A 10,704-nucleotide genomic window follows, 5' to 3' on the forward strand; every position below is an offset into this window, starting at 1 on the left:
CCGCGCGGCGGTAAAACCCCACCGCGCCATTTATAATCCCCCTACCCCCCCCCCCCCGGGGGGGGCGGGGCGCCCCCCGGCTCGGGGGGGGCTTGGGGGGGGGGGCGCCGCTCCCACATCGCTTTGCCTGAAGGATTCAGGGTGCCGACTCGACCGCCTGGGCGGTTGATCAAGGTCCATCACCCTTCTCCCGGGCCATCTCAGTCGCCAAGCACCATGACGGCATCCATTTCGACCTGCGCACCCTTGGGCAAGGCAGCCACGCCGATCGCCGCACGGGCCGGATAGGGCTCTTGGAAGTACTCCGCCATCACCTGGTTGACCAGCGCAAAATCATTCAGATCCGTGAGAAAGACATTGAGCTTGACGATGTCCGCGAGGCTCCCGTTGGCCGCCTGGGCCACTGCCTTGAGGTTGTCGAAGACGCGCCGAATTTGGGCCTCCATGTCCCCCTGCACCAGTTCCATGGTCTCGGGCACGAGGGGAATCTGGCCTGATAGATAGACGGTGTCGCCAACCCGAACCGCCTGCGAATAGGTGCCGATGGCGCGCGGCGCCTGATCGGTGCGAATGATTTGCTTGTTCATGGCCTGTACTCCGTTCTTGTAAAACGACCGCGCCCGGTCTGTAAGAAAGCGCCCATCGATTGTTTCGCGATGCGAGCGATGCCGCCCGAAATCCCCCCCTCGCCCCCCTTTGCGAAAGGGGGGAAGTTGCTGTTGGTCACCTTCTAAGGCGATTTCCGGGAAACAACATACCCAAAGTACCGATCCCGTAGGATGGGCAAAGCCCTGGCGATGCGCTTCTTTCGGAGTGCCGAGGGTCAAGGGGCGTGCCCATCATCCCAGCTCAGCGCTTTGCAGGATGGGCACGTCCGTCCAGCGCCGAGGTAACGCTCAAGCCCCGAGTGCGGACTTTGCCCATCCTACTGACTCGCGCCTTTGTTTCGCGATGCGAGCGATCCCGCCCGAAATCCCCCCTAGCCCCCCTTTGCGAAAGGGGGGAAGTTGTTGATGGTCACCTTCTAAGGCGATTTCCGGGAAACAACATACCCAAAGTACCGATCCCGTAGGATGGGCAAAGCCCTGGCGATGCGCTTCTGTCGGAGTGCCGAGGGTCAAGGGGCGTGCCCATCATCCCAGCTCAGCGCTTTGCAGGATGGGCACGTCCGTCCAGCGCCGAGGTGACGCTCAAGCCCCGAGTGCGGACTTTGCCCATCCTACTGACCCGCGCCTTTGTTTCGCGATGCGAGCGATGCCGCCCGAAATCCCCCCTCGCCCCCTTTGCGAAAGGGGGGAAGTTGTTGATGGTCACCTTCTAAGCAACCGAGTCGCCTAATAGAGGACCGCTCCACAGACTCGCGCGAGCAGTGCCCCGCCGCGATCAGCCGAAAATCCGTCGCCACCAGCGTTGACGCCCCTTGGGAGCCGGCCGGGTCGCTGGGAGATCGCATGGCGGGAGCAGACTCATCACCCAGCCGGGCAGTGGCGGATTATCGCTAAAGCCGCAGGAAACACCCAGGTTGTTCGGATCGTAGATCTTGACTAGAGTCGGGACCCCGAGGTCGTCGGCATAGACGATGCCGCAGTAGTCCTCGTCGTGCTCGGCACGCAGCAAGGCGTCGATCTCGGTCACGAAGGCCAGGACCTGGTCGCGCTCGGCGGGCTGATGCGGCGGCGGCTCGCCGACCGCATAGAGATACCAGCCGGCGTCGGCCCGCGCGCGCAGCTGCACCCAAAGCGCGTCGAGCTGCGGCCAGCGCAAGGCCGAGGTGAAGCTGCCGCGAAAGGCCTGGAGAAAGGGATCTAGCTGCTCGGGCATTGCGTTCATGGATCGAAACTGAGGAGCCGCTCAAGCGACGGAAAAAATGAGTCGATATAATCCCAGCCCTGTCGATACCGGATCAACCTTCATGTCTGCCCTCTACCAATCCAGCCTCAAGAGCCTCCCCCTCATCGCCCGCGGCAAGGTCCGCGACATCTATGAGGTCGGCGTCGACCATCTGCTCGTCGTCACCAGTGATCGGCTCTCGGCGTTCGATGTCGTGCTCCCGCAGCCCATTCCGAGCAAGGGCGAGGTCCTGACCCGGGTCTCCAGATTCTGGTTCGACCGCACAGGGTCGCTGATCCCCAACCATGTCGCGGACGTCCCGGTCGCGGCCGTGGTCACGGACCCGGCCGAACTCGCGCAGATTGGCGATCGCGGCATGGTGGTGCGCCGATTGTCCCCCCTGCCCGTGGAGGCCATCGTACGCGGCTATCTCATCGGCTCGGGCTGGAAGGATTATCAGCGCACCGGTGCCGTGTGCGGCATCGAGCTGCCCCCGCGGCTGCGGCAGGCAGATCAGCTCCCGGAGCCCATCTTCACCCCCTCGACCAAGGCCGAGATCGGCGCTCATGACGAAAACATCGACTTCGCCAAGACGGCCGAGCTGATCGGAGCCGACCTGGCAGAGCGCGTTCGCGCCGTGAGCCTCGCCATCTACCAAGACTGCGCAGCCTATGCCCGCGAGCGCGGCATCATCATTGCCGATACCAAGCTCGAGTTCGGCCTGGATGACCAAGGCCAACTCCATCTCATCGATGAAGTGCTGACCCCGGACTCCTCGCGCTTCTGGCCCGCCGACCAATATGCGCCGGGCACCAGCCCACCCAGCTTCGACAAGCAGTTCGTGCGCGACTATCTGGAGACGTTAGACTGGGACAAGACACCACCCGGCCCCGAACTGCCGCAGGCCATCATCGACCGCACCGCGGCCAAGTATCTCGAGGCCGAGCAGAGACTGACGGGTCCTTCATGAGCCGAGACGCGCCGCTCGATCGATCAGGATTGACCGAGCCAGCGCCGCCGCTCAAGGAAAATCGGATGCGCGTCGAGGACATGGCTCCGGGGATGCACCTGGCCAAGGACATCTATGATCCGAACGGCAATGTCCTCATGCGCAGCGGGGCCGAGATCACGGAGCGTCTCATCAAGGCCCTCCGCTCATGGGGGATTTCCGAAGTCGCGATCAAGACCGCTGCCGACGAGGACCCAGGGATGATCCGCGACCCCAAGGCAGTGGCGGAGATCCGCGCGCTCCTCGATCAGCAATTCAGCCTGAGCAACCGCGACCACCCCATGATTCAAGCACTCTACGACCTCTGTCTCGACCGCGCCCTGGGCAAGCGATAGGCCGAGGAGATGACGCAGACCGCAGGGAAGATTCTCGAGCGCCTAGACGAGCTGCCAAGCCTCCCCGCGGTCTATCACCGGGTGCGCGAAACCCTAGAGGATCCCGAAGGGTCGCTCGAGAGCGTCGCGGCCATCATCGAGACGGATCCCGCCCTCACCGCACGCCTGCTGCGCGTCGCCAACAGCGCCCTCTACGGCCTGGCCGCCAAGGTGGACAATGTGCTCCGCGCACTCACCATCATCGGCGCGACGGAAACCCACCACCTGGTGCTCGCGACGACCCTCATCTCGGTCTTCCGTGACCTGCCGCTCGGCCCCGTCTCCATGCGCTCCTTCTGGGAGCACAGCATCGCCTGCGGCATCGCGGCGCGCGTGATCGCCCGCGTCGGCGGCCGCGCCAGCCCGGATCATGCGTATCTCGCCGGTCTTCTCCACGACCTAGGGCGTCTCCCGCTCTTCATCCTGGAGCCGCACCTCATGAGCGCGGCCCTCCAAGCGCACCGCGACCGCCAAGGCCATCTGCACAGGCTAGAGCTCCAGTTCTTCGGCAGCTCGCACGCCGACATCGGCGCGGCCATGTTGCGTGACTGGAAAATTCCCGAGGTGTTCTGCGAGGCCGCCGAGCACCACCACAGAGCCGCGATTGAGCAGTCCGTCGGCGCCGAAACGGCCATCACCCATGTCGCCGACCTCATCGTCAACAGCCTCAGGATCGGCACCAGCGGCACCCGCTGGACGCCAGTCTTGGACGACCAGGCATGGCACGCAGTAGGGCTCGAGGCGGGACAGCTTCCCGCCGTGGTCGAAACCACCATTGCCACTACGCGAGACGTCACATCCGCGTTCCTGGAGCACTGAATGATGGCCCTACACCCACGCCCCTGCCTCCTCTCTCCCGCCGAAACCCCAGGCGAGCTGTCGCAAGGCAGCTCGCAGACGCTCTTTTCGCTGGCGCTCGACGTGCTGCGCGAAGCCATGGTGCGTCTCCCGGCTTGCCGCACCCTGACCGAACTCTTCAGCGTCCTCAACAGTTGCTCACGCACCTTGGTGCCGACCGCGACAACCGCCTTCCTGCTGCGTCAGCCGGACGCCTGCTTCGAACTGGTCTACTGCGCGCCCACCGCAGTCGAGCACGAAATGCGCGCCAGGACCGAGGCCCTGATCGAGTCCGGCGAATTCGCGCAGGCGCTCAAGCAAGGCCTTTGCTACCAGCGCGCGCGACCGGATCAGGCCAACCTGCTGCTGAGAATCGCGACACCGCGCCGCATCTACGGCGTCGCACTCTGGTCCGACCACCGCATCCCGGAGGACGCACGCCAAGCCTTGGGGGCGCTCACGGATCTCGCCGCCATGAGCCTCGACCGCTTCCAGGGCGGGGCGGACAGCTTCCTGGTACCGACCTATACGGATCGACCCAGCCTTGGCGGCGCCAGCATCGCGGACGATATCGCCATTCCGGCCGACCAGCTCACCGGGCTCGCGCACCGCACGCACTTCATTCGCTTCCTCCACCAAGCGCTCGAGCGGCGCACCCCTGGCACCAGCGTCGGCGCCCTGCTCCTGGACATCGACGGCTTCCATCGCGTCAATCGCGAGCTGGGCTGCGACAGGGGCGATCAGGTCCTGCGCGATGTCGCCTTGCGGCTGGACAGCGCCTTGCGCTCGCACCTGATCTTCGAGACCCTAGGAATCGCCGAGTGTGATCTGTGTTTTTCGCGCGCTGGGGCGGATGAATTCGGCCTAGCGATTGCCCACCTGCGCGACCCGCGCCACCTCACGGAGATCGCCACTCACCTGCACAATCACGTCGCCGAGGGCTTTATGCAGAGCGGCGCGAGACTCTACCTGTCCCTGAGCATCGGGCTCGCCGACTCCGGCCGGGGAAGCGATGCGTCCTCGCCCCAAGCCCTGCTCCGCAACGCCGACACCGCGCTCAAGCAGGCCAAGCTGAGCGGTCGCAACAAGCACGCCCTCTACACCCCGGACTGGGACGAACGTGGCTCGCCGCACCTGCGCACCGAATCCCTGCTCCAAGAGGCCCTGCGTCAGGACAGGTTCGCGCTGCATTTCCAGCCATTCTTCAGTCTCCAGGACATGCGTCTCGTCGGCGCCGAGGTGCTGCTGCGGCTCAAGATGCTGGACGGCACCCCCATCCCACCCTCCAAATTCATCCCTGTGGCCGAAAGCACGGGGCAAATCGCGGAGATCGGCGAGTGGGTCACACGCCAGGTCTGCCATCAGATCAAGGCCTGGAGCGCGCTCGGCTACGCCAGCATCCCCTTCGCCATCAATGTCTCCGCAATCGAACTCAGCCTCCCAGACCTCACCGCACGCTGCCAACGCATCTTGGCGGAAGCGCAAATCCCGCACGAGCGCATCCACATCGAGATCACAGAGACCGCGATCGCCCGCAACGAGGCGCAAGCGCTCGCCAACATTGGCGCACTACGCGAGGCCGGCTTCGAGGTCTGGATCGATGACTTCGGCACCGGCTACTCCTCGCTGAAATCGCTCAAGAACTTCCCGATCTCGGGCATCAAGCTCGACCGCGAGTTCGTCAAGGACCTGCTGGGAGACCCGGCAGCGGAGGGTATCGCCATCGCCGTCCTCGAGATGGCACAACGGCTGCGCTATCCGGTGATCGCCGAGGGCATCGAGACCGCCGCACAACTCGCGTTCCTACGCGCCGAGGGCTGCGCCTTGGGACAGGGATTCCATCTCGGCCGACCGCTCTCGACAGACGACTTCCAAAGCAGCCACTTCGCGCAGGCTGACGCGGACGCGCCGCAGCCCGAGTGAGCGATTGCTTAGAAAGTGTCCATCAACAACTTCCCCCCTCTCACCACCTATCGGTTTTATGTAGCCAGGGCTTCCAGCCCTGGCAAACCAGGCCAGGATGGCCAGGCTACGCAGGCTTGGAGCGGCTGTTCCGGTTGATTTCGGGAAACCGATAGGTGTTGAGCTTCCCCCTTTCGCAAAAGGGGGCTAGTCGAGACAGCGCACGGCCTCGCGATGCTTCTCGGTGTTGAGCTTCCCCCCTTTCGCAAAGGGGGGCTAGGGGGGATTTCGGGCGGCATCGCTCGCATCGGGAAACAATTGATGGGCATTTTTCTTAGAAAGCGTCCGCCAACAACTTCCCCACTTTCGCAAAGGGGGGTCAGGGGGGATTTCGGGCGGCATCGCTCGCATCGGGAAACAATTGATGGGCATTTTTCTTAGAAAGCGTCCACCAACAACTTCCCCCCTTTCGCAAAGGGGGGTCAGGGGGGATTTCGGGCGGCATCGCTCGCATCGGGAAACAATTGATGGGCATTTTTCTTAGAAAGCGTCCACCAACAACTTCCCCCCTTTCGCAAAGGGGGGTCAGGGGGGATTTCGGGCGGCATCGCTCGCATCGGGAAACAATTGATGGGCATTTTTCTTAGCTAGGCTCGGAACCGGCCGAAGCTTGTCCAGCAGGTGGCCGAGACTCAGGATGGGATGACGCAGCAGCATACGCGGCCCGGCATAGCGCATCACCGCTTTGACCTGCTCGCGCATCCCTCGGCTGTAGCAATGCACTTCGCAGTGATTGCACGCCGGCTTACGTGCCTGGAAGGGACAAACCCCGAGTCGCTGATAGGCATAGTCGAGCAGCTTCGCGCAGTCCGCGCACAGCCCCGGCCCCGCGCCGTGATGATCCCGACAATAGATCCGGGTCATTGCCCGAATCGTCCGTTGCTCTCTGCGGATTCGCACCGGCAGTGCTGTCATGAACACAACCTCATTGATCCCAGAAAACGCCACGAGAATCCTTGAGGGCGCAAAATGCTTGCAGATGAGTCAAATTTCGATGAAGCGTCCGACCATCCAAGGCCGTCGGTATCGGCATCGAACCGACGATAGCGATCCCGATTCCGATAGCGATCCCGATGGCATGACTCGTGGGTCTGAAGCGAAGCCTCGCTAGCCACCAGCAGCCTAGGCGATTGCCGCAAAACACCTGCGCGGTAGACGAGCAAAACCCATGATCGCAGGCACCGCCTTGACCCGGATAAAGTCAGGGTCGCAGTGACCCCAGCGTGCCGATCGACACCGGGCCAGTCTCGAGCCGCTCGTGAAGCTCACCGATCGCCAAGAGGGCATCCGGGTCGATGAGGGTCACCTGCGCCCCCTCCATCCGGATCACCCCCTGCGCGCTGAGCGACTTGATGACACGCGAGAAGGTCTCCGGCTGGACCGACAGCCGTGAGGCCAGGACACCCTTACGCACGTCCAGCTCCAAGACCCGCTGCCCTGGCGCCATCTTGGCGGCAAAGTAGCGCGCAACCCGGCTGGTGGCGGTGTGCAGCGTGAGATCGTCGATCTCGCCGATCAGGCCGCGCAATCGCTGACTCAAGGCCCCGAGCAGCAGGAAACAGGTATCGACCGACTCGCGCAGCATCACGGCAAAGTCCTTGGCGTCCAGCGCCAAGAGCTCCGAGGGCATCAGCGCGGAGGCACAGACCGGGTAGCGCGGGGCATTCAGAAACATCAGCGCCTCGGCAAAGGTCTGGCCCGGACTGACGATCTCGATCACCTTCTCCGCCCCCTCCGGCGAGAGCCGGTAGAGCTGCATCTGCCCCGCGAGCAGCAGGTAAAAACGCTCCGCCGCGTCGCCTTGACTGAACAGAAGCTGGTCCGAGGTCAGCCTCACGCGCTGAGCGTGCTGACTGACCCGCTCGAGCTGGTCGGCCTCCAACCTGGAAAGCAAGGGCGCACGGCGCAGCTCATCGATCATCTCTGTACTGACTCCTCTGATACTCGCCCAGCGACGGCAAGGCAGTTCAAGATCACTATGCTATCGTAGCGACCTGTACCAACAATGCCTGTGAAAAGGCGGTTTCGCTCGGCGAACCGCTGCCGCCGACCACCACAGCTCGAGTCCGCCATGTCCGAAGGAGATGTCTCCGAGAGCGCCCTCTGGCCCAGCGCCGACTACCATCGTCAGATCGATCGCCTCAGGGCAGCCGTCGGCCGCACCATCCACCTCCTGGAGGTCGAGGCCACGGACACCCATCTCAGCATCCGCCATCTCGGCAAGCCCTACATCCTGCTCGACGTCCTGGATTTCCCGCGTCCGGACCCAGCGCGCGGCATCGCCCCACACCTCCTGCTGCTCGACGACGGCCGCGGCGTCAACCTCGGACGCATCGCCCGCGTGAGCCTCGAACGCGCCTTCGGCCCCTCGCCCGCCCAGATCCTTTATCAGGACAAGGAAGCCACGGAAGGCCTGCTGTTCCGCGACCGTCAGCTGACGAAAACGCGCATTGCGGAGCGCTCCAGACAGATCGTGGGACAGCTGCTTGGCAATCCCCCGAAAACAGCGGAGGGACTGCTCGTATCGGAAGAGCAGCCTATGGACCCGGACAATCCGCAGGCGTCCGATCACTGAAGCACCGTCCGAGTCGACGCGCACCGGGAGCAGGACAAGACGCCGCTCGGAAATCTCGGGGATAGGGGTCACGGCGCCTCGCCGCGACCTGGGCGCGGGGGTTCGTCGCGCCGGGGCGGCGCTCCCACGAATCCTCAGCAGGGAGTTTTCAAACAACCCCGTAGACGAGGCCCAGCCTTCCTGCCTCATCCGCAGCGCCAACCCCCTGTTGCCCTGAAACGACTCACCCCGAAACAAAAAACGCCGGCCCGCAAACTGCGGGCCGGCGTCCTTTGACTTGAGCAGATGCCCAAGCGCGCGGCCGCTCGGACTAGGCCTGCTCGTGATACCCCAGGATGCGCTCCACCTCGTTCTTGGAGCCCAGGATCACCGGCACGCGCTGGTGCAAGGATTCCGGTTGGACGTCGAGGATGCGCTCGCGACCCGTGATGGCCCCGCCGCCGGCCTGCTCCACGATCATGGACATGGGGTTCGCCTCGTAGAGCAGCCGCAGCTTTCCACCCTGCCCCTTCGCCTGCATCTTGGAATCGAAGGGATACATGAAGACGCCGCCGCGCGTCAGGATGCGATGGACCTCCGCAACCATGGACGCGATCCAGCGCATATTGAAGTCCTCGCCGCGCGGACCCTCCTCACCGTCGAGACACTCCTGGACGTAGCGCTTAACCGGCTCCTCCCAGAAGCGCATGTTCGAGACATTGATCGCGAACTCCCGCGTATCCGCCGGAATCGTCATGTTCGGATGGGTCAGGATGAACTCACCGATGTTCTGATCCAGCGTAAAGCCGTTCACACCGTTGCCCGTGGTCAGAACCATCATGGTCGAAGGCCCGTAAAGCGCATAACCGGCAGCCACCTGCTGCACACCAGCCTGCAAGAAGTCGCGCTCCGTCGGCTCCTCAACACCGCCAGAGACCCGCAGAATGGAGAAGATGGTCCCCACGGAGACATTGACGTCGATGTTGGAAGAGCCGTCCAAGGGGTCGAAGGTCAGCAGATACTTGCCGCGCGGATACTTGGCGGGGATGGGATAGATCTCGTCCATCTCCTCCGAGGCCATGGCCGCCAAGTGCCCCGCCCACTCGTTGGACTGGATGAAGACCTCGTTCGACAGAACGTCCAGCTTCTTCTGCGTCTCGCCCTGAACGTTCTCGGTCCCCGCGCTCCCCAGCACCCCAACCAGGGCGCCGTGGTTGACCATGTTGCTCAACACCTTACAGGCGGTAACCACATCGTTGAGGAGTGACGTAAAGTCACCCGTCGCACCCGCGATATGGCGCTGTTCCTCGATGATGAACTGGGTAATCGTCGTGCCGTTATGCATGTTGTCCTCGTCTCAAGATCGACGTGAAGTTTTTAAGTTTGAGTGGACCGAGCAGTATAGGCGGTTGACAGCAAAAGGGAAAACCCGCCTGCCTCGTGCCTCACCACCTATCGGCCTTTATGTAGCCAGGGCTTCCAGCCCTGATGCAACGCGAAACCATGAGTGAGCTCATGTCTTACCATGCTTTGGCCAGCAATGATCAACAAAACCATGGAAACAACACGCCTTTCCAGCAAGGGGCAGGTCATACTGCCAAAGGCGATTCGGGACAATTATCATTGGTCGGCGGGCACCGAGTTCGAGATCGAAGACTGTCCGGACAGCATTGTCTTACGGCCGAAGAAGCCGGTTCCAACAACCCAGCTGAGCGACGTGGTGGGCTGCGCCGGCTACCGAGGTCCGTCCAAATCTCTCGATGAATTGGACGAAGCCATCGCCCAGGGAAAGTGACCATCAACAACTCCCCCCCTTTCGCAAAGGGGGGCCAGGGGGGATTTCGGGCGACATCGCTCGCATCGGGAAACAATGGATGGGCGCTTTCAAAGCACCGCGCATCCCTCAGGCAAAGAAAGTGACCATCAACAACTCCCCCCCTTTCGCAAAAGGGGGCCAGGGGGGATTTCGGACGGCATCGCTCGCATCGGGAAACAATGGATGGGCACTTTCAAAGCAACGTGGGAGCGGGGGCCCCCCCCCCGGCCCGCCCCCCCCGCGGGCGGGGGCGCCCCCCGCCCGGGGGGGGTGGTGGGATGACACCCACCCCCCCCCCGGCCACCCGACCCCGGCGCGACAC

General features: G+C 63.5%; 11 protein-coding genes. 6 read left to right on the forward strand and 5 right to left on the reverse strand.

Going from position 1 to position 10,704, the window contains the following annotated elements; all coding sequences use genetic code 11:
• Positions 1-200 precede the first annotated feature (200 nt).
• Positions 201-587, reverse strand: coding sequence for a RidA family protein (locus G3480_RS22925; protein WP_164656437.1), 387 nt, complete (start codon positions 585-587; stop codon positions 201-203).
• A gap of 796 nt (positions 588-1,383) precedes the next feature.
• Positions 1,384-1,821 carry a hypothetical protein gene (locus G3480_RS22930; RefSeq protein WP_164656438.1) on the reverse strand — a complete coding sequence of 146 codons (438 nt, stop codon included), beginning with the start codon at positions 1,819-1,821 and terminating at the stop codon, positions 1,384-1,386.
• A 91-nt stretch (positions 1,822-1,912) separates the two neighbouring features.
• Here G3480_RS22930 and G3480_RS22935 point away from each other — a divergent pair, with 91 nt between their 5' ends.
• Genes G3480_RS22935 through G3480_RS22950 form a run of 4 tightly spaced genes read left to right on the forward strand, consistent with a single transcriptional unit; the run spans position 1,913 to position 5,973 of the window.
• Positions 1,913-2,800, forward strand: coding sequence for a phosphoribosylaminoimidazolesuccinocarboxamide synthase (locus G3480_RS22935; protein WP_164656440.1), 888 nt, complete (start codon positions 1,913-1,915; stop codon positions 2,798-2,800).
• A complete protein-coding gene (locus tag G3480_RS22940; protein WP_240905993.1) occupies positions 2,797-3,174 on the forward strand; it encodes a hypothetical protein in 378 nt (125 codons plus the stop codon). Before G3480_RS22935 ends, G3480_RS22940 begins: the two co-directional genes overlap by 4 nt.
• A gap of 9 nt (positions 3,175-3,183) precedes the next feature.
• Positions 3,184-4,032, forward strand: coding sequence for an HDOD domain-containing protein (locus G3480_RS22945; protein WP_164656441.1), 849 nt, complete (start codon positions 3,184-3,186; stop codon positions 4,030-4,032).
• Positions 4,033-5,973, forward strand: a complete 1,941-nt coding sequence (locus tag G3480_RS22950) for a putative bifunctional diguanylate cyclase/phosphodiesterase (protein ID WP_240905994.1) — start codon at positions 4,033-4,035, stop codon at positions 5,971-5,973.
• A 564-nt stretch (positions 5,974-6,537) separates the two neighbouring features.
• Here the strand turns inward: G3480_RS22950 and G3480_RS22955 are convergent.
• Entirely contained in the window at positions 6,538-6,927 is a 390-nt protein-coding gene (locus tag G3480_RS22955; protein ID WP_164656443.1) for a nitrous oxide-stimulated promoter family protein, read from the reverse strand.
• Between the two features lie 286 nt (positions 6,928-7,213).
• Positions 7,214-7,933 (reverse strand): Crp/Fnr family transcriptional regulator, encoded by a 720-nt coding sequence (locus G3480_RS22960; protein WP_164656445.1) that lies wholly within the window; start codon positions 7,931-7,933, stop codon positions 7,214-7,216.
• A 150-nt stretch (positions 7,934-8,083) separates the two neighbouring features.
• On the opposite strand from G3480_RS22960, the gene G3480_RS22965 reads away from it, so the two are divergent.
• Positions 8,084-8,587, forward strand: coding sequence for a hypothetical protein (locus G3480_RS22965; RefSeq protein WP_206171854.1), 504 nt, complete (start codon positions 8,084-8,086; stop codon positions 8,585-8,587).
• A 310-nt stretch (positions 8,588-8,897) separates the two neighbouring features.
• On the opposite strand, the gene G3480_RS22970 is transcribed toward G3480_RS22965, so the two are convergent.
• On the reverse strand, positions 8,898-9,911 hold the full coding sequence (locus G3480_RS22970) for a class 1 fructose-bisphosphatase (RefSeq protein ID WP_164656447.1): 1,014 nt from the start codon (positions 9,909-9,911) through the stop codon (positions 8,898-8,900).
• A 195-nt stretch (positions 9,912-10,106) separates the two neighbouring features.
• Between G3480_RS22970 and G3480_RS22975 the strand changes: the two genes are divergently transcribed.
• Entirely contained in the window at positions 10,107-10,361 is a 255-nt protein-coding gene (locus G3480_RS22975; RefSeq protein WP_240905995.1) for an AbrB/MazE/SpoVT family DNA-binding domain-containing protein, read from the forward strand.
• The last annotated feature ends 343 nt before the right edge of the window (positions 10,362-10,704 follow it).

Origin of the sequence: Thiorhodococcus mannitoliphagus (assembly GCF_010915725.1) — a bacterium.
Lineage (GTDB): Bacteria > Pseudomonadota > Gammaproteobacteria > Chromatiales > Chromatiaceae > Thiorhodococcus > Thiorhodococcus mannitoliphagus.